Source organism: Streptomyces sp. NBC_00876 (assembly GCF_045207435.1).
Taxonomy (GTDB): Bacteria; Actinomycetota; Actinomycetes; order Streptomycetales; family Streptomycetaceae; genus Streptomyces.
This window is the reverse complement of sequence record NZ_CP108800.1, coordinates 2,518,489-2,542,668: the sequence shown is the minus strand read 5'-3', so window position 1 is coordinate 2,542,668 and position 24,180 is coordinate 2,518,489. Positions and strand designations below refer to the sequence as shown.

The window sequence follows — 24,180 nt, the reverse complement described above, 5'->3', positions numbered from 1 at the left end:
CCTCAGGTGTGAATGGCCCCTCTGCCACGCTAGCCACCCCTCGCCTCCCCTGCGCGTCGAACACGCCTCAGCTCCCCGCCGGGTCCGGGCGGACCACCGAGCGGGCGACGCCGAGGTCCACCAGGTCCTGCGGGCGCAGCCGCAGCTGGTCGGCCGTGGCGTGGACCCGGTCCGGGGAGCGCTTCAGGATGGCCGCGGCGAGCTCCGGGGCGATGACGGAGAAGTAGCTGTCCGGGGTGACGTGGATGTTGCCCGGCGCCGCCAGGGCCAGCGCCCCGCCCGAACCGCCCTCGCCGATCACCAGGGTGGTGACGGGGACCCGGGCCGCCGCGATCGCCGCGAAGGCGTCGGCGATGGCCGCGCCCGCACCGGCCCGTTCCGCCTCGGCGTCATTGGCCGCGCCCGGGGTGTCGACCAGGGTGAGGACCGGGACGCCCAGCCGGTCGGCCAGCCTGATCACCCGGGCCGCGGTGCGGTAGCCGGCCGGCCGGGTCGCGGTGCCGCACTGGGCGACGTACGCGACCGGTCGCCCCTCGCGCAGCCCGAAACCGCAGAGCAGCCCGGGATCCGTGCCGCCGCAGCGGTCCCCGCTCAGCGGGAGCCGTATGCCGAAGTAGGTGTCCAGATACGCCTCGGCATGCGGCCGGGACGCGGACCTGGCCCGGAGCACGGCGTCCCAGCCGGTCCGGGGCAGCCCCGTCGTGGCCAGGGCGGCGGGCACCGGGGCGGGGCCGGGCGCGGTGTCGTGGTGGGCGAGCAGCCGCAGCCAGTGGGCCACCGTGGCGGCGAGCTCCCCGGGCTGGACGACCGCGTCGATCTGCCCCGCCGCCAGCTGGCCCTCGGCGGTGTACGCGGCGGGGTCCGCGTCGGCCGGCCGCACCCGGGAACCGGCGAACCCGACCTGCGCCCCCGGCAGCGCCAGGATCACATCCGCGCCCGCCCCCAGGGTCGCCCAGCCGCCACCGGTCGTCGGGTCGCGCAGGACCGCGAGCTGTGCCGGGCCGGCCGCCCGCAGCTTCGCCGAGGCGCGGGCCACCCGGTGCAGCTGGGTGAGGGCGATCATGCCCTCCTGCATCCGGCTGCCGCCCGTCGCGATGAGCGAGACGAGGGGGAGCCCGCGGGCCACGGCCTCCTCGTACGCCGCCTCCAGCCGGTCGCCGGTGCGCTGCCCCAGCGAGCCGCCCAGGAAGCCGAACTCGAAGGAGACCAGGACGCAGAGCCGGCCGCCCACCGAGGCGAGTCCGTGGACGACGGATTCCTGTTCGCCGGTGCGGGCCGCGGCACGGGCCCGGGAGTCCGCGTAGCCCGTCCAGCCGAGCGGTCCGTCGGCCGAGGTCCGTCCGGCGGGCGCGGCGGACTCGGTGAAGTCGGCGGTGAGGGCGGCGATCGCCGCCCGGGCCGTCAGCCGGTCAGCCATGGAGCGCCCGCTTCATGATCTTGCCCAGGTCGTTGCGGGGCAGCGCGTCCAGGTAGCGGACCGTGCGCGGGCGCTTGTGCGGGGAGAGCTGGGCCGCGACATGGCCGGCCAGTTCGTCGGCCGATGGCGGGGCGGCGGGGTCGGCCGGCACCACCCAGGCGACGATCCGCTCGCCCAGGTCCGGGTCAGGCTCGCCGGTGACGGCCGCCTCCCGGACGCCGGGATGGTCCAGGAGGGCGTTCTCGATCTCACCGGCACCGATCTTGTAGCCGCCGCTCTTGATCAGATCGGTGGCCTTGCGGCCGACGATCCGTACGTACCCGTCGGGGTCGCGGGTGGCCATGTCGCCGGTGCGGAACCAGCCGTCGGCGGTGAGCGCGGCGGCCGTCGCCTCGGGGCGGTTGAGGTAGCCGGTGAACAGGTTCGGGCCGCGCACCTGGATCTCGCCGATGGACGCGGGGTCGGCGAGGGGGGTGCCGTCCTCCTCGACCAGACGGAGTTCCACGTCGCGCAGGGGGCCGCCGACGGCGCCGGGGCGCGGTTCTCCGTCGGCGCGCACCCCGGTGATCATCAGGGTCTCCGTCATGCCGTACCGCTCGATGACCCGGCGGCCGGTCGCCGCCGCGATGCGCTCGTGGTCGTGGACCGGCAGCGCGGCCGACCCGGAGACCAGCAGCCGGGCACCCGCGAGGGCCTTCGCCAGGCCCCCGGAAGCCGCCGGGTCGTCAAGCGCTTCCGCCAGCCGGTGGTACATCGTCGGCACACCGAACAGCATCGTGCCGCCGGTGCCCAGCTCCCGGGCGACGCCCTCGGTGGAGAACCGGCCGAGATGGCGCACCGAACCGCCCCGGCGCAGCGGGCCGAGGATGCCGAGGATCAGGCCGTGCACATGGAACAGCGGCAGTGCGTGGACGAGGACGTCGTCGGCGGTCCACTGCCAGGCGTCCTCCAGCGCGTCCAGGGACGCGGCGATCGCCCGCCGAGGCAGGACGGCGCCCTTGGGCGGGCCGGTGGTACCCGAGGTGTACACGATGAGCGCGGGGGATTCGGGGGAGGGCTCGGGGAACGACGGGCCGGCCGGCCTCGCGGCGGCCGTGTCCACGTCCAACCGCTCCAGCGCGGCCAACGCGGGCGGCAGTACGTCACCGGCCGCTGCCAGCACCGCCGCGGGCGCGCTGTCCGCGATGATGTGCGCCAGCTCCCGTTCACCCGTCTTCGGGTTCAGCGGTACGGCGGGCACCCCCGCCCGCAGCGCGGCCACCACCGCGACCACGGTCTGCGCGGTCGGGGTGGCCCATACCGCGACCCGGCCCGCGCCGGCGATCCGGGTCGCGAGCGCATCCGCGGCATCGGCCAACTGCGCGTAGGACAGGGAGGTTTCGTCGAACCGGACGGCTTCGCGGGAGGCCGCCGGGCCGGACGCCTCCTGGAGTGCAGGCAGAAGTGGGGTCACCCCGCGAAGCCTAAGGGCTGTCCCGTAGTCCCTGGCGGGCGCACGGTGTCAGCTACGGCACCTTGCCGCGTTGCCGGAACGCCCGAATCGCTCCGCGATGCAGACGTCCCGGCGCCTTGCGATGCACCGCATCCGACGCCGTGCGCTGATCCACCAGGGACTACGGGACAGCCCTTGGACCGGTGAAGCGCTTCCGCCCCTCAAATGCCCCTCGATTGCCTGCCGAGGGGACCCGGGGCCGGTGCGTGGATGGCTGTACGGGGCATCCTGCGGGAATTTGGATACGACCTTGACATATTAATTTTGCGTTGCCAGCATGCAAAAAGTTCACTCCGAACGGGCGCCCCAGCACGGCCGGGCAGAAAAAACCTGGCTGTGCCCCTGCCCGCCCGGCAGCTCACGCACGTCGCAATGCGCGACCGCGCCTTGCCTGACAACCCCACGCACCGTCAGGAAGGAATGCCCTCATGTCTCTGCCCGCCCCACTGTGGTCACGGGTCCTCACGGCCCTCACCCTGGTGGCCTCCGGTGGTCTCGCCGCCGGTACCGCGGCAGCCGCCCCCGTGGCTCCCGCCGCGCTCCATGCCTCCGTCGCCCCCGCCGACATCCCCGCCGCCGACTACCAGCAGGTCCAACTGGCCCTCGGTGCCCCCGAACTGGGCGAGGCCATGTCCCTCGCCGTTCTCCCGGACCGCTCGGTCGTCCACACCGCCCGGGACGGCACGGTCCGGCTCACCGATGCCTCCGGAGCGACGAAGACCGCGGCCAGGCTCAATGTGTACACGCATGACGAGGAGGGGCTCCAAGGGGTCGCGGCCGACCCGGACTTCGCGAACAACCGCTACCTCTACCTCTATTACTCGCCGGCACTGAACACCCCGGCCGGTGACGCCCCCGTCACCGGTTCCGCCGCAGACTTCGAGGCCTGGAAGGGGCACCTCAACCTCTCCCGGTTCACGCTGAGGACCGACGGCACCCTGGACACCGCGAGCGAGAAGGTGCTCCTCGAAGTCGCCAACGACAGGGGCCAGTGCTGCCACGTCGGCGGCGACATCGACTTCGACGCGGCCGGGAACCTCTATCTGACCACCGGCGACGACACCAACCCCTTCGAGTCGAGCGGCTACGCGCCGATCGACGAACGCACCGAGCGCAACCCGCAGTTCGACGCCCAGCGCTCCTCCGCAAACACCAACGACCTGCGCGGGAAGCTCCTGCGGATCAAGCCGACCGCCGCCGGCGGCTACACCGTCCCGGCCGGCAACCTCTTCGCCCCCGGCACCGAGCGGACCCGCCCGGAGATCTACGCCATGGGCTTTCGCAACCCGTTCCGGATGTCCGTCGACAAGCCGACCGGCACCGTCTACATCGGCGACTACGGCCCCGACGCCGGCACCACCGACGCCAACCGCGGCCCCAGCGGCCAGGTGGAGTTCGACCGCGTCACCGGGCCCGGCAACTTCGGCTGGCCGTACTGCACGGGCACCAACACCGCCTCGGAGACGTACAACGAGTACACCTTCCCGACCGGTCCGTCCGGCGCGAAGTACGACTGTGCGGGCGGCCCGGCCAACAACTCCTTCCGCAACACCGGCCAGCCGAAGCTGCCCGCCGTGAAGCCCGCCTGGATCCGGTACGCGGGTGACGCGGGCTCCCCGCCCGAGTTCGGCGGCGGCTCCGAGTCGCCGATGGCCGGTCCCGTCTACCACTACGACGCCGGCCTCGAATCGGCGGTGAAGTTCCCCGCATCGCTCGACGGCCGCTTCTTCGCCACCGAGTACGGCCGCAAGTGGATCAAGCCGGTCGAGGTGAAGGCCGACGGCTCACCCGGGACGATCGACACCTTCCCCTGGACCGGGACCCAGGTCATGGACTCCGCGTTCGGGCCGGACGGGGCGCTGTACGTCCTGGACTACGGCACCGGCTCGGGCAACCAGGCGCTCTACCGCGTCGAGTACCTGGCGGGCAGCAACCGCTCTCCGGTCGCCAGGGCCGCAGCGGACCGCACCTCCGGACCCACCCCGCTCGCCGTCGGCTTCTCGGCGGCCGGCAGCGCGGACCCCGAGGGCGGGGCACTGAGCTACACCTGGGACTTCGGTGACGGAGCCACCTCCACCGAGGCCGACCCGCACCACACGTACACCACCGCCGGAACCTTCCACCCGACGCTCACCGTCACCGATCCGGAAGGCCTCACCGGCAGCGCCAGCCTCGTCGTGACGGCCGGCAACAGCGCTCCCACCGTCACCCTGAAGACCCCCGTGGACGGGGCGCTCTTCTCCTTCGGCGACTCCGTGCCCTTCACCGTCACCGTCACCGACCCGGAGGACGGCACGGTCGACTGCTCGAAGGTCAAGGTCACCTATCTCCTCGGCCACGACAGCCACCGCCACCAGATCACCTCGAAGAACGGCTGCACCGGCACCATCGACGTGCCCGTCGACGGCGAGCACGACAGCGCCGCCAACATCTACGGGGTCTTCGACGCCGAGTACACCGACGCGGGCGGCCTGACCACCCACAGCGACAGCATCCTCCAGCCACGCCACCGGCAGGCCGAGCACTTCGCGAAGCAGTCCGGTATCGAGGTGGCCAACCACGGTGCGGCCGAGGGCGGCGCCACCGTCGGCTTCACCGACAACGGCGACTGGATCTCCTTCGAGCCGTACGCCCTCGGCAACGCCTCCCGCGTCTCGGCCCGGGTCTCCTCCGCCGGACCCGGCGGCACCATCGAACTGCGCGCCGGCTCCACCACGGGCACGCTGCTCGCCACCCTGACCGTCGCCCCCACCGGCGGCTGGGAGACCTTCACGGACGTGTCGGCCGGCGTGAGCAACGCCCCCGCGGGCTCCACCGAACTCTTCCTCGTCCTCAAGGGCCCCACGGGCCAGGGGAATCTGTTCGACATCGATGCCTTCACCTTCGAGACGGAAGGGTGAGAGACGGATGAGACGCCAACTCGGACGGCGCGCACGCCACCTGGCCTGCGCCGCCGCCCTGGCCCTCGGCGCGGCCTTCCTGGCCCCCGCCCCCGCAGGGGCCGCCGCGGCCGCCGACCCGTACGACGTGCTGGTCTTCTCCAGGACCGCCGGATTCCGGCACGACTCCATCCCGGCCGGCATCACCGCCATCCAGCAGCTCGGTACGGCGGACGGCTTCTCCGTCACGGCCACCGAGGACGCGGGGGCCTTCACCCCGCGGAACCTCGCCGGATACGAGGCGGTGGTCTTCCTCAGCACCACCGGCGACGTCCTGGACACCGCGCAGCAGGACGCGCTGTCGGCGTACGTCGACGGCGGCGGCGGATTCGTCGGCGTCCACGCGGCCGCCGACACGGAGTACGACTGGCCGGCGTACGAGCACCTCGTCGGCGCCTGGTTCAAGAGCCACCCGGCGATCCAGCAGGCGAAGGTCGTCACCGAGGACCACGCCCACCCGGCGACCGCGCACCTCGGCGACACCTGGACCCGGACCGACGAGTGGTACAACTACCGCACCAACCCCCGCGACGACGTCCATGTGCTCCAGAGCCTCGACGAAAGCAGCTACACCGGCGGGGAGATGAGCGGCGACCACCCCATCACCTGGTGCCACCCGCAGCAGCAGGGGCGGTCCTTCTACACCGGCCTCGGCCACACCATCGAGTCCTACAGTGATCCGGACTTCCGTCAACTCCTGCTCGGCGGCATCCAGTACGCCGCCGGCGCGGTACGGGCCGACTGCGGCGCCGCGGACCCGGACCCCGGTGACACGGCCGTGGAGGCGGAGTCGTACACCTCGTCCTTGGGCGTGCAGAGCGCCGCTCACACGGGGGCGGGCGGCGGGGCCACGCTCGGCTACATCGACAACGGCGACTGGGCGGGCTACGCCTCCGTGGAGACGGCCGGAGCCACCTCCTTCACCGCCAGGGTCTCCTCGGCCGGGGCGGGCGGCACCGTCGAGGTGCACTCGGGATCGGCCACCGGGCCGCTGCTCGGATCGGTGGCCGTCGCCCCGACCGGCGGCTGGGAGACCTTCACGGAGGTGACCGGCGCACTCACCGCCACCGGTTCGGGCCCGCTGTTCCTGAAGTTCACCGGGGGAGCGGGCTCCCTCTTCGACATCGACAGCTTCACCCTGGCCACCCGGCAGGAGCCGAAGACGACGGGCTCCTCCGACGTCCACCTCTTCTACTACCCCTGGTACGGCACCCCGGAGACGAACGGCAGCTGGCGCCACTGGCAGCAGGGCGGCCACACCCCGCCCGACGACATCGGCGCCGACCTCTACCCGAAGCTCGGCCCGTACGACTCCGGTGACACCGCCGGGGCCGTCGAGCAGCACATGAAGTGGATCGAGCAGTCCGGCGCCGGAGTCATCGTCTACAGCTGGTGGGGACAGGGCGGTTACGAGGACTCCATCGCCGGCCAGGTCCTGGACGCCGCCGCCCGGCACGGGATCAAGGTGGCCTGGCACATCGAGCCGTACAGCGGCAGGACCGCGGCCTCCGTGGTCGACGACATCGCCTATCTGAACGGGAGGTACGGCGGCCATCCCGCCTACTACCGGGACGCGGGACACGGCGACCGCCCGGCGTTCTACATCTTCGAGAGCCTGAGGATCCAGGACTGGTCGGCGCTCGACGCCGTCCGGGACAGTGCCATCGTCCTCGCGCAGACCACCGACACCACCAAGGTCGCGCACTTCGGCGGGATCTACACCTACGACGGCATCGCCGGCGCCACCGCCCCCGGCTGGAAGCAGGCGGGCGACTACGCCAGGGCCAACGGCCTGGTCTGGGCGCCCTCGGTGGCCCCCGGCTACATCGACGACCGTGCCGTTCCGGGCAACACCACCCCCACCCTGGGCCGGGACGACGGCGCCGCCTACGACCTGGAATGGAGCAACGCACTCGACCCGGCCATCGGCGGATCACCCACCTGGGTCTCCGTCACCTCGTTCAACGAATGGCACGAGGGCAGCCCGATCGAACCGGCATCGAGCACCCCGCCCGCCGGACACGGCTACCAGAGCTACGAAGGGGCGTACGGAAAGACCGGGGCCGCCGCCGAGACGGCCTATCTCGACCGGACGGCGTACTGGGCGGACCGGTTCGAGCAACAGCAGCAGAAAGAGCAGCAGCAACAGCAGAAACAACAGAAACAGCAACAGCAGCAGCAGAAACAGCAACAACAGCGCGCGGCGGCTCCCGCCCCGCACTGACCCGGCACACGACGAACGGCGGCGTCCCGGCGGGGACGCCGCCGTCCTCCGCGCCGGGGCATGCCCTGGGTCAGGTGTCCCGCTGGATGTTCCGCATCCGCCCGTACGCGTACACACAGCCCGCCAGCGCCAGGTCGGACAGCAGCATGAAGCCGATCGAGTACGAGCCCTTCGCGCTGTAGATGGCCCCCATCACCAGCGGCGGGACGAAGCCGCCGAGGCCGCCCATCGCACCGACGATCCCGGTCACGCTTCCCACCTTCGCCTGCGGTGTCACCTGCGAGACCAGGGCGAACACACTGCCGCTCGCGGTGCCGAGCCCGGCCGCCATGATGAGCAGCGCGATCGTGCCGCCGGGCATCAGCTTCGGGTCGAAGGCCTGCACGATGGCCATCAGGGCGGCCACCCCGAGCGCCGCGGAGGAGACCAGCGCCGGGTGCATACGGTCCGACAGCCAGCCGCCGATCGGCCGGAAGACGACCGTGACCAGGGCGAATCCGGCTGCCTTCGTACCGGCGTCGGTCGGCGAGAGCTCGTACCAGGTCTTCAGATACGTCGGCAGATAGACGCCGAACGCGACGATGCCGCCGAACCCGATCGCGTACAGCGCGGACAGCTCCCACGTGACGCGCAGCCGGCCCGCCTCGCCCAGCCGGTGGGCCAGGGTGTCGGTCGGCACCTGGCGGCCCGGACGGTCGTTGACCAGCACCGCCGCCAGTGCCGCGTACACCACGAGCGCCCCGGCGACCACGAGGAACGGCAGATTGTCCCCGTGCTCGGCGATCCGCGGGGTGAAGTACCCGGACAGGGCGACGCCGCCCATGCCCATGCCGAACACACCGAGGGCCAGGCCGCGTTCGGAGGGCGGGAACCACGAGTTGACCAGCGGGATCCCGATCGCGAACGTCGTGCCGCCCAGCCCCAGCAGGAAGCCCACGGCCAGCATCGCGCCGTAGGAGTCCTTCGCCGGGATCAGCAGCAGCACCGGCACGACCGTCAGCGCCGAGACCAGCGGGAACATCAGCCGCGCCCCGTACTTGTCGGTGAGCGCGCCCACCGGGATGCGGCCCAGCGAGCCCACCAGGACCGGCACGGCGACCAGCAGGGACTGCTGGAACGAGCTCAGGCCGAGCCGGTCCTTGTAGTCGGACGACATGGGCGCGATCAGATTCCAGGCCCAGAAGGTGAGCGTGAAACCGAGCGTGGCCATCACAAGGTTGCGGTAGGCGCCCGCGGCAGGTGCGGCCGCCTGATCGGGTGACTGTCTGACGGCGGTTTCCACACAGCCAGTCAAGGTCGGAAGCGGGGCGGGAGCCCGTCGGCCTGCTCCATCCGTGGCGGTGGGATCGGCCGCCGCGGACGGGTGGCCGCCGCCCGTTTCGCCGCATTTGTCCGGAAGCTGCGACAATCGCGGTATGGACCGTCTGGACAGGGAAATCCTCGGCGTTCTCCAGGAGGACGCACGGATCTCGTACCGCGATCTGGGAACGCGGGTCGGGCTCAGCGCCAACGCGGCGGCCGACCGGGTGCGCAGGCTGCGCCGGGACGGCGTCATCCGCGGCTTCACCGTGATCATCGACCCCGCCGCCGACACCCGCACCGGCCTCGTCGTCTTCATCGACGTGACCCTGCGGGTGGACACCACCAACGAGGTGTTCGAGCGAGCGGTCCTGACCCTGCCCGGCATCACCGAAGTGGTGCACGTGACGGGCGGGCACGACTATCTCGTACGGGCCACGGCGGCCGACACCGCCGCCCTGGACGGACTGCTGCGCCGGCTCAAGCGAGAGGCGGGCGTCGCCCACTCCAGCACCAGGGTCGCGCTCAGAGGGGCGCCTGCCACATGACGGTCGGCGCGCGCGAACCATCCGGTTCGCGCCCGTCGTCGGCGACCGTGAGCCGGACCGCCGCCCGGCCGTCGGGCAGTACGGCGCTCACGTCCACCTCCACCTCGATCGCCGACACCCCGGCCCGCCGGTGCGCGGCCGCCAGCGAACCGCGCAGGGCGGCGAGCAGCCGGCTGCCCACCTCGTCCCCCACCAGGGCGTCCACCGCCCCGCTGAAGTGCACCGACGGCTGGAAGCCGAGCACCGCGGCAGCGCCACCGGTCTCCCGCAGCACCTGACCGCGGAAGGTGGTGGGGGCCTCGGCGGGCGGCTGCTGAAGGGCGAAGATGGCCGTCCGGACCTCCTGGATCGTGGAATCCAGCTCGTCGACGGCCTTGCCGAGCAGCTCGTCCGTCTCCCCGGCACCGGCCCGGCGGCGGGTCGACTCCAGCATCATCTCGGTGGCGAACAGCCGCTGGACGACGAGATCGTGCAGATCGCGGGCGATCCGGTCCCGGTCCTCGTACACCGCGAGCTGCTCGCGGTCGTGCTGGGCGTCCGCCAGGACCAGGGCGAGGGCGGCCTGCGAGGCGAACTGCGACGCCAGCAGCCGGTCCACGTCCGTGTACGCGGGGGCGCCGCGCCGCCGGGGCAGGGCGAGGGTGCCGATGAGCCGCCCCCCGCTCTGCAGCGGCAGCATCATGCTGGGGCCGAACCGGGACCGTACCCGGGTGGTCATCCGCGGATCGGTGGCCGAGTCCTCGATGAAGACCGCCTCGCCGCCCAGCAGCTGGACCAGGACGGGGGAGCCGGGAGCGATCGCCGTGCCCACCAGCCCGGCCGGGTCCTCCAGTGTGGACGCGACGACGATCTCCATGCCGCCCTCCGCGGTCGGCTGGAGGATGACCCCGGCCGAGGCGTCGCTGAGGATCCTGGCCCGTTCGGCCACGGTCATCAGGGCGTCCGACGCGTTCTCGCCGGTCAGCAGGGTGTTGGTGACCGCGGCCGCGCCCTCGATCCAGCGCTCCCGCTGCCGGGTGGTCTCGTACAGCCGGGCATTGCCGATCGCGATACCGGCCTGCGCGGCGAGGATCCGCAGCAGCGCCGCATCGGCGTCGGTGAAGTGCCCGGTGTCCTTCTCGGCGAGGTAGATGTTCCCGAACACCTTGCGGTGGACCCGGATGGGGGTGCCGAGGAACGAGCGCATCGGGGGATGACCGGGAGGCACCCCGCAGGCGCGCGGGTCGGCGGTCAGGTCGTCGGAGCGCAGCGGCTGAGGCTCCTCGATGAGCGCGCCGAGCATGCCCGAGTGCCCGTCCGGGAAGGCGCCGACGGCCTCCTGCTCGGCCTCGCTCATCCCGGTGGTGAACAGCTCGCTGATCGTGCCGCGTCCGGGGTCCAGGACCCCCAGCGCTCCGTAACGGGCCCCGGTCAGGGCGGTGGCGGTGTCGATGATCTGCTGGAGGGTGGTCCGCAGTTCGAGGTCGGTGCCGACGCGCAGCACCGCCTCCAGCAGCATCGGCAGCCGCGGTGACTCGGGGACACCGCGGCTGGGCGCCACGTCCTGCGGTTCGTCGGTCATCCGCCGGTCCGTGCGGGACTCAGCCGGCGAGCGGGTCGAGGACCATGGGGCTGATCCTGCCGTCCAGCATGGCGCCGAGTCCGAGGACGGAGCAGACGTCGGGCCGCTCGGCGATGTGCACCGGCATGCCCGTCGCATCGCGCAGCATCTGGTCCAGGCCGGGCAGCAGCGCGCTGCCGCCGACCATCATGATCCCGCAGTCGGCGAGGTCGGCCACCAGATCGGGCGGGCAGTCCCGCAGGATCTTGCCCAGCCCGTCCAGGACCGCGGTCAGCGGGCGGTGGATCGCCTGCCGCACGGCCGCGGTGTCGACCTGAACCGAGCGGGCCAGACCGGTCGCCACGTCCCGGCCGTGGATCTCGGTCACGGAGGGTCCGTACGGGGTGAGCCCGTTGCCGCTGAGCGCCAGCTGGAGCGGGCGCACGGACTGGCTCGGCAGCATCAGCTCGTGGTACTGGCGCAGGTGCTGGATCACCGCGTGGTCGATCGCGTCACCGCCGACCGGGATGCGCACGGCGGTCACGATCGAGCCGAGCGAGAGCACCGCGATCTGCGTGGTCGCGGCCCCGCACACCATGATCATGGTGGCGGTCGGCTGCTCGACCGGCAGCCCGCAGCCGACGGCCGCCGCGATCAGGGTGTCGACGAGTTCGACCCGGCGGGCCCCGAGCCCGACCAGGGTCTCCACGGCGGCCCGCTGCGCCAGCGGGTCGCTCTCGTGCGGGATGCAGGCGGCGGCGCGCAGCCGCGGCTTGCGGCGCAGCTGGCGGCGGAGCTTCTCGCCGAGCAGATGGCGCAGCATGCGCTGGGCCATCTCGATGTCGACGACGGTTCCGCCGGAGACCGGGCGGGCCACCCGGATGTAGTCGGGGGTGCGGCCCGTCATCTGTTCGGCGAGCGCGCCGACGGCGATGAGCGAGCCGGTACGGGTGTTCACGGCGGCGACGCTCGGCTCGTCGACGACGAGCCCGAGCCCCTTGACGTACACCCGGGTCCGGGCGGCCCCGAGGTCGACGGCGACATGGCAACGGCGCAACTGCTCAAGGCTGACGGTCACGGCTGGTTCTCCCGAGAGCGCTGAGGGGGACCGACGGGCAGCCGGTTCTCTTCGAATCCTGCGCCGTTCGGGGGCTTCGTGCGCGCTGGGATACGCCGTAGGGGGGTACGGAGCTGACGGCTCGTCGGCCAATGGCTCAGGTGTCCGGCCGGCCGGGGAGCAGCCGCTGGAAAAGACCCCAGGTGAACTCGGCGACGTACGGCGCTCCGGTGGCCCCGTCGGTGATCGCGAGCGCCCAGCGGGTGGGTGCGCTGCCCTCCATCGGACGGGCCGGGGCGAAGGCCCGCGCCACCTCGTCGACGGTGCACGACCAGGGGCGCAGATCCCCGGCCGTGTGCAGTGCGGGGGCGGCCGCGCCGGGGGCCCGGACCAGCCACTCGTTCCACACCGCCCCGCCCGGCGCCACCATCACCTCGAACCGCAGGTCCGGCCAGAGCGGCACCGGCCACAGCAGCGCGTCGCACTCCAGGTCACCGATCGCGCGCCGCAGGGACGACTCGGGCTCGCCCAGCACCGAACGGTAGCGGCGCAGCGAGCCCCGTCCCCGGGGTGCCCGCACCATGGCCTGCCAGCGGCGGTTGGCCTCACGCATCTCGGCGAGCGTGGCGCTCAGTTCGTGCCGGGCGTCCTCGACGAGAGCGGGCTGGTGGTCGGCCATCCGGCGCAGCAGGACGAGCTGGAACTCGCGGGGGCCGAAAGGAGTGGCAGCGGTCATGGAATCAACGCTTCCACACAGGATCCTCACCTGAGCGGCTTTCTCTGTTGTCCGGCAGGCATCTAATCTGCGGGCCCCATGGATTATTGCCAGCCCTGTCGACGGCATCTCAACGGCGCCCTGGCCTGTGCCGGATGCGGAACCCCCGCGGAGGCGCTGAGCCCCTACGCCGCCCCCGCGCCCTTCGGTCACGAGCCGGACGCGCCGGACGAGAAGGCCGCGCCGCTTCCGCCCGGGGGCAGGCGCCGCCGGGGACACGAGGCTGCCCGGACGGGGCGCGCCGCGCAACGGGGGCGCACCGCTGACCGGCGGCGTGCGGCGCGCGACGAGCGGCCGCGCCGGGGTGGCAGGCGGGGCCGCAGCAGGCGGGGCCGCACGGCGCTGCTGGCACTGCTCGGGGTGGTCCTCGCGGCCGGGGCGCTGAGCCTGGCCGAGCTGGCGACCGAGCCGGACGGCGACGGCGGCGCCTCGGACTACGTACGCGATTCGACGTCCGTGACGACCGCGCCCGCCCCGGATCCGGAACGCAGTGACGCGGTCGAACCGCCGGGACCGGTGGACCGTCCCGCGGGCAGCCCCTCGACCGTCCCGGCCACCGGCACCCACCCCACGGGCGCCACCCCCACGGCCCGGGAGGCGGACGAGGCGCGTCCCGGAGGTGCGACCGCGACACGGGCGACCACCGCCCCGGCCTCGGGGCCGCCGACGGCGGCCCCGTCGGTGACCACCGGCGGCCCGTCGGAGCCGGGCGACGGCCCGTCGCCGTCCGCGACCCCGCAGCGGCCCACACCGACGCCCACCCCGACCCCCACGCCGTCGCCGGAGCCCTCGGACGACACCTGCTGGTTCCCGTGGTTCTGCTGAGGCTCCAGGGCGTGTCCGGGAGGTTTTGAGACGGGTCGGCGGCTCCGCGATTCTGCTGAGGTCCTACGGCAGGGCCGGCGGCTCCATGCCCAGCATCCGGCGCAGCAGATCACGCAGCACCGCGCGGTCCTCGCCCGAGAGGCCGGCCAGGGGTTCGCGGGCGAAGTCCAGCGAGTCGCGCAGCTCCCGGGCCGTGCGGGCGCCCTTCTCCGTGGGCGCGGCCAGCTTCACCCGCCGGTCGGCCGGGTCGGGGCGCCGCTCCACCAGGCCGCGCACCTCCAGCCGGTCGACTATGCCGGTCACGTTCGACGGCTCGCACTTCAGCTTCTGGGCGATCCGGCGCATGGGCAGCGGGTCCAGCGAGAGCAGCCCGAGGACCCGGGCCTGCGCGCCGGTGAGGCTGTGGGCGGCCGCTGCCTGCTCGTACTCCTCGTAGTAGCGCGCCACGACCGCGCCTATCAGCTCGACGACTTCGAGGGTCAGTGGGTCCGTACGAGTGGTGGCCATGGCACTCAGGATAGCCGGTTACTTGACAAGGTGAAATATCCAGGCGCATGGTTGTTTCACATCATGAAGCTTTTCTGCTCCGGCAGAACCGCTTTCCGCACCCCCTGGGGGCGCCCCGCCGATCATGACCGGGTCCGCAGCGCCTGGCCCGTCCGGCCCTGATCGACGAGACACCCCCTTGCGCATTGAGGAGACACCGAGCCCATGTCTGCAGCTCTTCCCACGTCCAGCCGTGAATGGCACCTCGTAGCCCGCCCGCACGGCTGGCCGAAGGCCGAGGACTTCGCACTGCGTGAGGCGCCGGTCACCGCTCCCGCCGAGGGCCGGATCCTCGTGCGCAACCTGCACTTCTCGGTCGATCCCTACATGCGCGGCAGGATGAATGACGTCAAGTCGTACACCCCGCCGTTCCAGCTGGACCACCCCATGGAGGGTGGCGCGGTCGGCGAGGTCATCGCGTCCAACGCCGAGGGCATCGCCGTCGGCGATCACGTCCTGCACGGTCTGGGCTGGCGCGAGTACGCCGACGTCCCGGCCAAGCACGCGGTGAAGGTCGACCCCTCCCTCGCCCCGCTCTCCGCCTACCTCGGCGTGCTCGGCATGACCGGGCTCACCGCCTACGCCGGCCTGTTCGACGTGGCCTCCTTCAAGGAGGGCGACGCGGTCTTCGTCTCCGGCGCCGCCGGTGCGGTCGGCAGCCAGGTCGGCCAGATGGCGAAGCTCAAGGGCGCCTCGCGGGTCATCGGCTCCGCCGGCTCCGACGAGAAGGTCAAGCTGCTCGTCGAGGAGTACGGCTTCGACGCCGCGTTCAACTACAAGAACGGCCCCGTCGCGGAGCAGCTGCGCGCGGCCGCCCCCGACGGCATCGACGTCTACTTCGACAACGTCGGCGGCGAGCACCTGGAGGCCGCGATCTCCTCGCTCAACGTGCACGGCCGCGCGACCATCTGCGGCATGATCGCCCAGTACAACGCGACCGAGCCGACCCCCGGCCCGCGCAACCTCGCCCTCGTCATCGGCAAGCGACTGCGGCTGCAGGGCATGCTCGTCGGCGATCACGCCGATCTCCAGGGGCAGTTCGTCCAGGAGGTGGCCGGCTGGCTGGCCTCCGGCGAGCTGAAGTACGGCGAGACCGTCGTCGAGGGCATCGAGAACGGCTTCGAGGCCTTCCTCGGTCTGCTCCGCGGCGAGAACACCGGAAAGATGATCGTCTCCCTCGGCTGAACCGCCCGTCGGGGCACCCGTTAGGCTCGCCCCAGGCCGTCGCGATCGTGGGCGCGAGTCGCGGCGCATCAGCAGGAGGAATCCTCAGGCATGACCATTCATGACATAGCCGTTGCGTACACCGCTGTCGCCACCGCGGAAAACGGCCGCGACGGCCGCGTCTCCTCGGACGACGGCAAGCTCGACGTCGTCGTCAACCCGCCGAAGGAAATGGGCGGCAGCGGCGCGGGCACCAACCCGGAGCAGCTCTTCGCGGCCGGCTACAGCGCCTGTTTCCAGGGCGCTCTGGGCGTCGTGGCCCGCCAGGAGAAGGCCGACATCACCGGCTCCACGGTGACCGCGGCTGTCTCCATCGGCAAGACCGAGGCCGGCGGCTTCGGTCTGGAGGTCGCGATCACCGCGACCATTCCGAACGTCGACACGGCGACCGCGCAGGCACTCATCGAGAAGGCGCACCAGGTGTGCCCCTACTCGAACGCCACGCGCGGCAACATCAAGGTGGCGCTCTCGGTCGTCTGACCGTCCGCACCGCTCGTACACAGCCGAGGGCCGCACCCCATGAGGGCGCGGCCCTCGGTTTTTCGATGTCCGGCGCCGGCGCCCCCGCCCGATACCTCCCGCCACGCACCCCTCGTTCGGTATCCCGCACGTTGTTCGGAATTCTTGCGTGACCCATTGACGCGGAAGCGCTTCGATTTTACGGTCCGTTCGCCCGCAACACCGAGCACAGCGAGGAAGCCATGACCCGCACCGCGCGCTTCACCCTCGACCCGGCGTTCACCGTCGGCTACGTCGACCCACGCCTCTTCGGCTCGTTCGTGGAGCACCTCGGCCGCTGCGTCTACGACGGCATATACGAGCCGGGCCATCCCTCGGCCGACGAGGCAGGTCTCCGTACCGACGTGCTGGAACTGATCCGCGAGCTCGGCGTCACCGTCATCCGCTACCCCGGCGGCAACTTCGTCTCCGGCTACCGCTGGGAGGACGGCGTCGGCCCCGCCGACCAGCGCCCGCGCCGCCTCGACCTCGCATGGCGCTCCACCGAGACGAACCGCTTCGGGCTCTCCGAATACATCGCCTTCTGTAGGAAGATCGGCCCGCAGGCCGAGCCGATGATGGCCGTCAACCTCGGCACCCGGGGCGTTCAGGAGGCCATCGAACTCCAGGAGTACGCCAACCACCCGGCCGGCACCGAACTCTCCGAGCGCCGCATCGCACACGGCGACAAGGACCCGTTCGGCATCAGGCTCTGGTGCCTGGGCAACGAGATGGACGGCCCCTGGCAGACCGGCCACAAGACCGCCGGGGAGTACGGCCGGATCGCCGCCGAGACCGCCCGCGCCATGCGGCAGATCGACCCCTCCGTCGAACTCGTCGCCTGCGGTTCGTCGAGCCGGTCCATGCCCACCTTCGCCGCCTGGGAGGCGACGGTCCTCGCCGAGACCTACGACCTCGTCGACTACGTCTCGCTGCACGCCTACTACGAGGAACTCGAGGGCGACCGCGACTCGTTCCTGGCCTCCGCCGTGGACATGGAGTCCTTCATCGAGGACGTCGTCGCCACGTGCGACCACATCGGGGCGAAGCTGAAGTCCACGAAGAGGATCAACCTCTCCTTCGACGAGTGGAACGTCTGGTACATGGCCCGCAGTCAGCAGGAGGCCGAGGAGAACCCCCTGGACTGGCCCGAGGCGCCGCGCCTGCTGGAGGACAACTACTCGGTCACCGACGCCGTCGTTTTCGGCACCCTCCTCATCGCCCTGCTGCGCCACGCCGACCGGGTGACCGTGGCGTGCCTGGCCCAGCTGGTCAACGTGATCGCCCCGATCCTGACCGAACCCGGCGGACCGGCCTGGCGGCAGACCACCTTCTTCCCGTTCGCCCAGGCCGCCCGGCACGGCCGCGGCCAGGTCCTCGACGTACGGGTGGACTCACCCACCTACGCGACGGCCAGGTACGGCGAGACGGACCTGCTGCACGCCACCGCCGTCCGCGACCCGGAGACAGGCGCGGTCACCGTCTTCGCGGTCAACCGCAGCCGGTCCGCGGCCCTCCCGCTCGAAGTCGCCCTGCACGGCCTGGACCTGACGACGGTCGCCGAGCACCAGGTCCTCGCCGACGCGGACCCGGACGCCCGCAACACCCTCGCCGACCCCGATCGGGTCGCCCCGCACCCGGCCGAGGGCACCGCGCTCGACGGCGGCGCCCTGCGGGCCACGCTGGAGCCGATGTCCTGGAACATGATCCGCCTGACCTGACCTGACCTGACCTGACCTGACCTGACCTGACCTGACCTGACCTGACCTGACCTGACCGCACCCGCCCCACGGGCAAAGGCCCCGCCCCACCCGGGCAAAGCCCCGCCCCGCGGGAAGAGCCCAGTCCCACCCGGGGAAAGCCCCGCCCCGCGAGAAAAAGCCCCGCCCCCGGATCCCGTTAGGCTGACGCCATGCGTGATCCAGGGGCGGGCTTCGGATATCTGATCAAGGGCCAGCGCTGGGTCGTCGGACACGGCAGATGGGTCGGCATCGGGCTGCTGCCCGGCCTGATCACCCTGTTCCTGTACGCGGGCGCGCTCATCGGCCTCGGTTACGGGGCCGACGACCTGGCGGACTGGGCGACCCCCTTCGCCGACGACTGGTCCTCTCCCTGGTCCGGCGCGCTGCGCACCACCCTGACCGTGCTGGTCTTCTGCCTCGGCCTCCTCCTGGCCGTGATCACGTTCACCGCCGTGACCCTGCTCGTCGGACAGCCCTTCTACGAGTCGCTCTCCGAGGAGGTCGACCGCGTCGAGGGCGGCACCGTCCCGAAGTCGGGGCTGCCGCTCTGGCGGGAGCTGTGGATCTCCGCCCGTGACAGCGTGCGCATCCTGGCGAGGGTCGCGCTGTACGCGGTCATCCTCTTCGCCCTCGGCTTCGTGCCGGTCGCCGGCCAGACCGTCGTCCCGCTCATCGGCTTCTGCGTCACCGGCTACTTCCTGGCCGAGGAACTCACCGCCGTCGCGCTCCAGCGCCGCGGCATGGCACTCAAGGACCGGCTCGTCCTGCTGCGCGGCCGCCGCCTGCTGATCCTCGGCTTCGGCGTACCGCTGGGTCTCGCCTTCCTGGTCCCGTTCGTCGCGGTGTTCCTGATGCCGGGGGCCGTCGCGGGGGCGACCCTGCTGGCGCGCGAACTGGTGGGGGACGGCGGCGAATCGGACGGCGGTGAACCGGACGACGGGAAGAACCCGGAAACGGTACCCTCCCCGTTGCCGCACGGCCTCGACCAGGACTGAGAAGCGGGAGCCAGGGACCCATGACCGAGATATTCGCCGTTGCCGTCATCACCGTCCTCGCGGTCATCAGCCCGGGGGCCGACTTCGCGATGGTCGTCCGCAACAGCTATCTCTACGGCCGGACGACCGGGCTGCTCGCGGCCGCCGGAGTCGCCGCGGGCGTCCTCGTCCACGTCACGTACACCATGCTCGGCGTCGGGCTGCTGATCGCGTCCTCGACCGCACTGTTCACCGCGATCAAGCTGGCGGGCGCCGGGTACCTCGTCTACATCGGGCTGCGGACGTTCTTCGCCCGCAACGACCTGGACGTCGACCTGGAGACGAAGTCCGGCCTGAGCCCGTGGGGAGCCCTGCGCACCGGCTTTCTCACCAATGCGCTGAACCCCAAGACCACCCTCTTCGTCGTGTCGACCTTCACCCAGGTCGTCGGGCCCGGAACCGGTCTGTGGCGGCAGGCCGGTTACGGGCTCTTCATGTCCTTCGCCCATTTCGGCTGGTTCTCCCTGGTCGCGCTGTTCTTCTCGCACGCCCATCTGCGCACCGCGATGCTGCGGTGGCAGAAGGTCCTCAACCGGGGGATCGGCTCGGTGCTCGTCGGACTCGGCGTCACCCTGGGTCTCGCCCGCTGAGCCCCGCCGGGGCTCAGCTCGCGTGTACTTCCAGCGCCGAGCGGACCGCCGACTCCAGCGCGCCCTCGATCCAGGCGGGCTTGACCGAGGTGTGGCAGCCCGCGAAGTGCAACGGCCCCTCGACCGAACGCACATCGGCGAGGAGTTCGGTGTGCTGGCCGGGCAGCAGAACGGATGCCTCGCCGTACGCGTACGGGTCGCGCATCCACGACTGGGTGGCGCCGGCCCCCGTGTAGAAGACCTCGACGCGCTGCCCGTACACGTCCTGCACCCCGCCCAGGGCGTGCGGGTAGCGCTCGTCGTCGTCCAGCGAGTCCCACTTCAGGGCGTCGTCGGCCCAGCTGTACGAGGCGAGCAGAACACCGCCCTTGCTCCCGTCGACGGGGTGGGAGGGCTGGAACATGAAGCGGTTGGCGTTGTCGGTGATGGACCCGCCGCCGATGACGTGCGCCGCCTCGGGCTGGTTGCGGGCGGTCGCGCGGTACGCCGCGTAGTGCACGCGCTGGTTGGGCGGGATGTGTCCGGACGGTACGGAGGGGTGCGCGCCCAGCAGCAAACCGTCGGCCGGCGCCTTGCCGAGCCGGTACTCGTCGTAGAGCCCCGGCCGGATCTTCTCCAGCTCCTCCTTCCAGTGCTTCTCCTCGAACTCCCACCAGCGCAGGCTGAATTCGAGCAGCACCTTGGTGGCCACGTCGTAGTGGATCTCGGTGATCGCGCGCCGCTTGCCGTACGAGAGCGCGGGGGCGACGGGGATGTGGCGCAGTCCGGAGAACGGCACGGTGACGATCGCCCGGTCGCCCTTGAACGTCTCCCGCACGATGGTGCCGTCCCGGCCCTCGGACACCGTCTCGACCCGGACCCCGGCGTCGCCGTGGCTGATCCTGGCCGCCCGGCGGTCCAGCCGCACCAGGTCCTTGACCTCTTCGTACATCGCGTCGGCCAGGGTCGCCGTGCCGTCGGGCAGTTCGTAGAACGCGGTGTCCGGGCTGATCAGGGAAGCCCCGATGAAGCTGTGCACAAAGGCGAGATGGAGCCGCGAGGTGAGGTTCTCGACGGTGCCGATGAGGTCGATCGTGCGCTCGTCGAGCTTGGCCGCCTCGGTCAGGAAGCGGAACATCGACCAGTGGCCGTAGTTCTGGATCACCCGGGCCCAGCCCTTGACGAGCTCCGAGCCCTCCTTGCCCTCGAACTCCTTGCGTACGGGGGCGAAGGCCTCCCGCACGATGGTCGAGGCGGTCTTGTCCTCGAACTCCGCGGGGACCCCGAAGGAGCGGTTGACCGCCTGCGGCTTCTTCGCGTAGTCCGCCTTGCGGACCCGGACGCCGTTGACGTGGATCCAGGTGTGGTTGACGGGCTGTCCCGCGGCATCGACGTCGACGAGGTAGAAACGGCGGCGCTTCAGCTCGAAGCTGTCCATGAGCCCGGTGACGAGGGGGTGGCTGTCGGGGATCCGCATCGCGCCGGCCTCGGCGTACTGCTTAGGGTCGGCGAACGGGGACTTCGCGTTCTCGTGGCCGCCCGTGCGGAAGGTCTTGATCCGGCCGCCCACCCGGTTGCCGTTGGCCTCGATCACGGTGACGGTGTGCCCGGCGTCGCGGAGCAGCCGGGCGGCGGCGAGTCCGGCCGGGCCCGCGCCGATGATCAGCACCTTCTTGGGGCCCTTGGCGCTGCGCGGCAGGCCCTTGGAGAGCAGGACGTCACGGTAGTGCGGCACCAGCGACTCGTCCTGCTCGTCGCGTACGAGGATGGCGCGGGCCACCGTCAGGCAGGCGTTCCAGTCGGAGCCGGGGGCCGCGGCGAGCGAGCCGGGCGGAGCCGCTTGCGCGGAGGGCGCGGAAGTCACGGCGGTCGTGGCGAGGGCGGCGGCACCTGCGGCGGCGCCCGCGATCATGGTGCGCCTGGAGGGCAGACCGGAAGTCGGTCCGGTGGGCTTGGAAGTCATACGGCCACATTGGGGGGCGCGAAAAGGGGCGCATTGCGCGGACGCGCGTAGACGACCCCGGAATCACTCGCAGGTGCCGCTTAACGATCTTGTATTATCGGCGTTGGCCCAGGTCAGGTAGGGCGCGGCCCGGGTTGGGCTCGGAGTGCGCGAGAGCCCCGGAGAGGGTCTGGACACCGCTCCGGGGCTCCCCGCTCACCGCCATGTCAGCGCATCAGCACATCAGCACATCAGCGCGTCAGCGCGTTGAAAAGCCGTACACCGTCGTCGACACGTACTCCTCGCCGGGCCGCAGCACCGTGCTCGGGAACTCCGGCCGGTTCGGCGAGTCGGGGAAGTGCTGGGTCTCCAGGGCGATCCCGGCGCACGGCCCGAACGGGCGGCCGTCGAAGTGGTCCGCCGTGTAGAGCTGCAGCCCCGGTTCCGTCGTCGTCACGGTGACGACGCGGCCCGACACCTCGTCGTACAACTCGGCCACCGGACCCGCCACGTCCTGGTCCAGCACGAAGTTGGTGTCGTACTCCTTGGTGACCGGCCGCGGCTCCCGGAAGTCGAACCGGGTCCCCTCCACCGGCAGGAACTCGCCCGTCGGCAGCGACTCCGCGTCGGACGGAGTGATCTCCCCGGCCGCGATCCGCAGCCGCTGGCCCAGCGCGACGCCGCTGTCCGCGCCCGCCAGGTTCCAGTACGTGTGGTTGGTCAGGTTCAGGACGGTCGGCGCGTCCGTCGTGGCCCGGTACGCGATGTGCAGCGCCCCGTCCTCGTCCAGGGTGTAGGCCACCGAGAGCTCCAGACGGCCCGGGAAGCCCTCCTCGCCGTCCGCCGAGACCAGGGAGAGTTCCAGACCGCCGGCGGTCTCCCGGGCGTTCCACGCGCGCTTGTCGAAGCCGCGGGCCCCGCCGTGCACATGGTTGCGGCCCTCGTTGCGCGTGAGGTGGTACGTCCGCCCGTCGAGGTCGAACGCCGCCCCGCCGATCCGGTTCGCGTACCGCCCGACCAGAGCGCCGAAATAGGGACCGGTGTACTTCTGGTAGGAGGCGAGATCCGGCAGCCCGAGCGCGATCCCGGCCGACACGCCGTCCCGGTCCGGCACCTCGACCGACTGCACGATGGCCCCGTACGTCAGGACGCGCACCCGCGTGCCGCTGCGTTCCAGCGTCCAGCGGTGCACGGCGGTGCCGTCCGCGAGGGTGCCGAAGTGTTCCGTACTCATCACCGTGTTCGAACCCGTGTCCATGATCGCCGACTTTACGCGGGCGGCCGGGCCGCCGTGACGTTGCGGTACGCGATCTCGGCCAGCCGCGCCTGCCCGTTGCGGCCGGGATGGAACCAGTCCCACTGGCTGAGCTGCTTGCCGGTGAACCGGTAGTCGAACACCGCCCCGCCGTCGTACCGGCAGCGCGGATCCTTCGCGCACACGTCGCGCAGCACCCCGTTGTACGCCACGACGCGCTTCTGCACCGCGGCGCGCCGGGCCACCGCCGAGGCGCTCATGTCGTCCGCGTCGCTCAGCATCGACCTGCAGATCCCCAGCTTCCAGATCTGCTTGCCCAGCGGGTTGCCGCGCCCCGTCGACCAGAGCCGCTTCAGGTCCGGCACGCTCGACACGTACACCTGCGCCTTCGGTGCCGCGCCGCGCAGCTGACGCATCGACGCCTCGAACGACGCGCGGAAGTCGGCCACCGGAGTCATGACCCGCGCCGAGTCCCGGCAGGCGTCATTGGCGCCGATCATCACGGTCACCAGGTCGGGGTCCTCCTTCGCGGCCAGCGCCATCTGTTCCGGCAACTGGGCGATCCTGGCCCCCGTCTCGGCGTGGTTCCAGCTGCGTGCGGCCGCGCCCGAGGCGCCGAGCAGCCGCACCGCGAGACTGCGCACGGCGCTGTCCGTGCCGGTCGACCACGACACCTCGGGGCAGTCGGCCAGCGCCGAACAGGCGTCGAAACCACGGGTGATGGAGTCCCCGACCGCGGCGACCGAGCCGGGGCTGCGGTCCCAGACCGGCCCGGCGGCGGCCGACGGCCGGCGCTCCGAGGCGGCCGCGCCCTTCGCCGTCCCGTCGGGCCCGGAGTCGCAGCCGGTCAGCGCGGCCGTGCCGAGGAACGACAGTGCGGCCAGCGCGGCCAGTGCGGTGCGCGAGCGATGGCGTACGGACCGATCCGGCATTCCCTGGTCCCCTCCTGTACATGCCTCCGGCACACCCTCGTGGCACCGGTCGGCGGGCCCGCGCGCCCTGCCGGGTGAATGCTGAGCGAATCATGGGCCCGGGACCGACGGTACGTCACACCTCGGACGCCGCAGCGCGGTAGCTTTTCCACGTCGAACCAGTGGCTCCTTCGCTCACCCGGCTCCACTCGGGTGGCTTCCGAACATCACATCACGTTACATACTGCCCCTTTTCCGGAGACAGGCCCCCGATGTTGTTTACTGACGACAACCTCGGGAACCGGCCGAGAAGAGGCGGTACGGGCGCGAGGCCGCTGGGGAA

General features: G+C 71.8%; 19 protein-coding genes. 9 read left to right on the top strand and 10 right to left on the bottom strand.

Annotation, left to right across the window (positions count from 1 at the left end; translation table 11 throughout):
* Window positions 1-67: 67 nt before the first annotated feature.
* On the bottom strand, window positions 68-1,417 hold the full coding sequence (locus OG782_RS11145; protein ID WP_406449833.1) for a carboxyl transferase domain-containing protein: 1,350 nt from the start codon (window positions 1,415-1,417) through the stop codon (window positions 68-70).
* Window positions 1,410-2,870 (bottom strand): acyl-CoA synthetase, encoded by a 1,461-nt coding sequence (locus tag OG782_RS11140; protein WP_406449831.1) that lies wholly within the window; start codon window positions 2,868-2,870, stop codon window positions 1,410-1,412. The genes OG782_RS11145 and OG782_RS11140 overlap by 8 nt, the downstream gene beginning before the upstream one ends.
* Before the next feature lie 467 nt (window positions 2,871-3,337).
* Between OG782_RS11140 and OG782_RS11135 the strand changes: the two genes are divergently transcribed.
* Together OG782_RS11135 and OG782_RS11130 are read left to right on the top strand one after the other, a co-directional pair.
* Window positions 3,338-5,809, top strand: a complete 2,472-nt coding sequence (locus OG782_RS11135; protein WP_406449829.1) for a PQQ-dependent sugar dehydrogenase — start codon at window positions 3,338-3,340, stop codon at window positions 5,807-5,809.
* 7 nt (window positions 5,810-5,816) lie between these two features.
* On the top strand, window positions 5,817-8,072 hold the full coding sequence (locus OG782_RS11130) for a ThuA domain-containing protein (protein ID WP_406449828.1): 2,256 nt from the start codon (window positions 5,817-5,819) through the stop codon (window positions 8,070-8,072).
* A 70-nt stretch (window positions 8,073-8,142) separates the two neighbouring features.
* Here OG782_RS11130 and OG782_RS11125 read toward each other — a convergent pair whose 3' ends face one another.
* Window positions 8,143-9,354, bottom strand: coding sequence for a nitrate/nitrite transporter (locus tag OG782_RS11125; protein WP_406449827.1), 1,212 nt, complete (start codon window positions 9,352-9,354; stop codon window positions 8,143-8,145).
* 133 nt (window positions 9,355-9,487) lie between these two features.
* Between OG782_RS11125 and OG782_RS11120 the strand changes: the two genes are divergently transcribed.
* Complete coding sequence (locus tag OG782_RS11120; RefSeq protein ID WP_406449825.1) at window positions 9,488-9,919, top strand: Lrp/AsnC family transcriptional regulator; 432 nt, start codon at window positions 9,488-9,490, stop codon at window positions 9,917-9,919.
* Here the strand turns inward: OG782_RS11120 and OG782_RS11115 are convergent.
* The 3 genes from OG782_RS11115 to OG782_RS11105 form a co-directional block, all read right to left on the bottom strand.
* Window positions 9,897-11,480 (bottom strand): GAF domain-containing protein, encoded by a 1,584-nt coding sequence (locus OG782_RS11115; RefSeq protein WP_406449823.1) that lies wholly within the window; start codon window positions 11,478-11,480, stop codon window positions 9,897-9,899. The two genes, OG782_RS11120 and OG782_RS11115, sit on opposite strands and share 23 nt — an antisense overlap.
* 19 nt (window positions 11,481-11,499) lie before the next feature.
* Entirely contained in the window at window positions 11,500-12,537 is a 1,038-nt protein-coding gene (locus OG782_RS11110; RefSeq protein ID WP_406449821.1) for a rod shape-determining protein, read from the bottom strand.
* A gap of 136 nt (window positions 12,538-12,673) precedes the next feature.
* Window positions 12,674-13,252 (bottom strand): hypothetical protein, encoded by a 579-nt coding sequence (locus OG782_RS11105; RefSeq protein ID WP_406449819.1) that lies wholly within the window; start codon window positions 13,250-13,252, stop codon window positions 12,674-12,676.
* Between the two features lie 78 nt (window positions 13,253-13,330).
* Here OG782_RS11105 and OG782_RS11100 point away from each other — a divergent pair, with 78 nt between their 5' ends.
* Complete coding sequence (locus OG782_RS11100; protein WP_406449817.1) at window positions 13,331-14,116, top strand: hypothetical protein; 786 nt, start codon at window positions 13,331-13,333, stop codon at window positions 14,114-14,116.
* Window positions 14,117-14,179: 63 nt separating this feature from the next.
* Here the strand turns inward: OG782_RS11100 and OG782_RS11095 are convergent, their stop codons facing one another.
* Window positions 14,180-14,623 (bottom strand): MarR family winged helix-turn-helix transcriptional regulator, encoded by a 444-nt coding sequence (locus tag OG782_RS11095; protein WP_406449815.1) that lies wholly within the window; start codon window positions 14,621-14,623, stop codon window positions 14,180-14,182.
* Between the two features lie 204 nt (window positions 14,624-14,827).
* Here OG782_RS11095 and OG782_RS11090 point away from each other — a divergent pair, with 204 nt between their 5' ends.
* From OG782_RS11090 to OG782_RS11070, 5 genes are all read left to right on the top strand, one after another.
* Complete coding sequence (locus tag OG782_RS11090; protein ID WP_406449813.1) at window positions 14,828-15,847, top strand: NADP-dependent oxidoreductase; 1,020 nt, start codon at window positions 14,828-14,830, stop codon at window positions 15,845-15,847.
* Between the two features lie 90 nt (window positions 15,848-15,937).
* Window positions 15,938-16,366: an organic hydroperoxide resistance protein gene (locus OG782_RS11085; protein ID WP_406449811.1), complete on the top strand. Its 429-nt coding sequence runs from the start codon at window positions 15,938-15,940 to the stop codon at window positions 16,364-16,366.
* A gap of 221 nt (window positions 16,367-16,587) precedes the next feature.
* Window positions 16,588-18,105: an alpha-N-arabinofuranosidase gene (locus OG782_RS11080; RefSeq protein ID WP_406449809.1), complete on the top strand. Its 1,518-nt coding sequence runs from the start codon at window positions 16,588-16,590 to the stop codon at window positions 18,103-18,105.
* 191 nt (window positions 18,106-18,296) lie between these two features.
* A complete protein-coding gene (locus OG782_RS11075; RefSeq protein ID WP_406449807.1) occupies window positions 18,297-19,121 on the top strand; it encodes an EI24 domain-containing protein in 825 nt (274 codons plus the stop codon).
* 20 nt (window positions 19,122-19,141) lie between these two features.
* Window positions 19,142-19,750: a LysE family translocator gene (locus tag OG782_RS11070; protein ID WP_406449805.1), complete on the top strand. Its 609-nt coding sequence runs from the start codon at window positions 19,142-19,144 to the stop codon at window positions 19,748-19,750.
* A 13-nt stretch (window positions 19,751-19,763) separates the two neighbouring features.
* On the opposite strand, the gene OG782_RS11065 is transcribed toward OG782_RS11070, so the two are convergent.
* From OG782_RS11065 to OG782_RS11055, 3 genes are all read right to left on the bottom strand, one after another.
* A complete protein-coding gene (locus tag OG782_RS11065) occupies window positions 19,764-21,692 on the bottom strand; it encodes a flavin monoamine oxidase family protein (RefSeq protein WP_406449803.1) in 1,929 nt (642 codons plus the stop codon).
* 238 nt (window positions 21,693-21,930) lie between these two features.
* Window positions 21,931-22,929 (bottom strand): aldose epimerase family protein, encoded by a 999-nt coding sequence (locus tag OG782_RS11060; protein WP_406449801.1) that lies wholly within the window; start codon window positions 22,927-22,929, stop codon window positions 21,931-21,933.
* 11 nt (window positions 22,930-22,940) lie between these two features.
* Window positions 22,941-23,858, bottom strand: coding sequence for an SGNH/GDSL hydrolase family protein (locus OG782_RS11055; protein ID WP_406449799.1), 918 nt, complete (start codon window positions 23,856-23,858; stop codon window positions 22,941-22,943).
* Window positions 23,859-24,180 lie beyond the last annotated feature (322 nt).

What these genes read in the sequence shown, in the direction of transcription:
- OG782_RS11065 (WP_406449803.1), bottom strand. Translation starts at nt 21,692, where the DNA reads ATGACTTCCAAGCCCACCGGACCGACTTCCGGTCTGCCCTCCAGGCGC.
- OG782_RS11095 (WP_406449815.1), bottom strand. Translation starts at nt 14,623, where the DNA reads ATGGCCACCACTCGTACGGACCCACTGACCCTCGAAGTCGTCGAGCTG.
- OG782_RS11120 (WP_406449825.1), top strand. Translation starts at nt 9,488, where the DNA reads ATGGACCGTCTGGACAGGGAAATCCTCGGCGTTCTCCAGGAGGACGCA.
- OG782_RS11075 (WP_406449807.1), top strand. Translation starts at nt 18,297, where the DNA reads ATGCGTGATCCAGGGGCGGGCTTCGGATATCTGATCAAGGGCCAGCGC.
- OG782_RS11060 (WP_406449801.1), bottom strand. Translation starts at nt 22,929, where the DNA reads ATGGACACGGGTTCGAACACGGTGATGAGTACGGAACACTTCGGCACC.
- OG782_RS11130 (WP_406449828.1), top strand. Translation starts at nt 5,817, where the DNA reads ATGAGACGCCAACTCGGACGGCGCGCACGCCACCTGGCCTGCGCCGCC.
- OG782_RS11135 (WP_406449829.1), top strand. Translation starts at nt 3,338, where the DNA reads ATGTCTCTGCCCGCCCCACTGTGGTCACGGGTCCTCACGGCCCTCACC.
- OG782_RS11055 (WP_406449799.1), bottom strand. Translation starts at nt 23,858, where the DNA reads ATGCCGGATCGGTCCGTACGCCATCGCTCGCGCACCGCACTGGCCGCG.
- OG782_RS11070 (WP_406449805.1), top strand. Translation starts at nt 19,142, where the DNA reads ATGACCGAGATATTCGCCGTTGCCGTCATCACCGTCCTCGCGGTCATC.
- OG782_RS11105 (WP_406449819.1), bottom strand. Translation starts at nt 13,252, where the DNA reads ATGACCGCTGCCACTCCTTTCGGCCCCCGCGAGTTCCAGCTCGTCCTG.
- OG782_RS11080 (WP_406449809.1), top strand. Translation starts at nt 16,588, where the DNA reads ATGACCCGCACCGCGCGCTTCACCCTCGACCCGGCGTTCACCGTCGGC.
- OG782_RS11100 (WP_406449817.1), top strand. Translation starts at nt 13,331, where the DNA reads ATGGATTATTGCCAGCCCTGTCGACGGCATCTCAACGGCGCCCTGGCC.
- OG782_RS11090 (WP_406449813.1), top strand. Translation starts at nt 14,828, where the DNA reads ATGTCTGCAGCTCTTCCCACGTCCAGCCGTGAATGGCACCTCGTAGCC.
- OG782_RS11115 (WP_406449823.1), bottom strand. Translation starts at nt 11,480, where the DNA reads ATGACCGACGAACCGCAGGACGTGGCGCCCAGCCGCGGTGTCCCCGAG.
- OG782_RS11085 (WP_406449811.1), top strand. Translation starts at nt 15,938, where the DNA reads ATGACCATTCATGACATAGCCGTTGCGTACACCGCTGTCGCCACCGCG.
- OG782_RS11145 (WP_406449833.1), bottom strand. Translation starts at nt 1,417, where the DNA reads ATGGCTGACCGGCTGACGGCCCGGGCGGCGATCGCCGCCCTCACCGCC.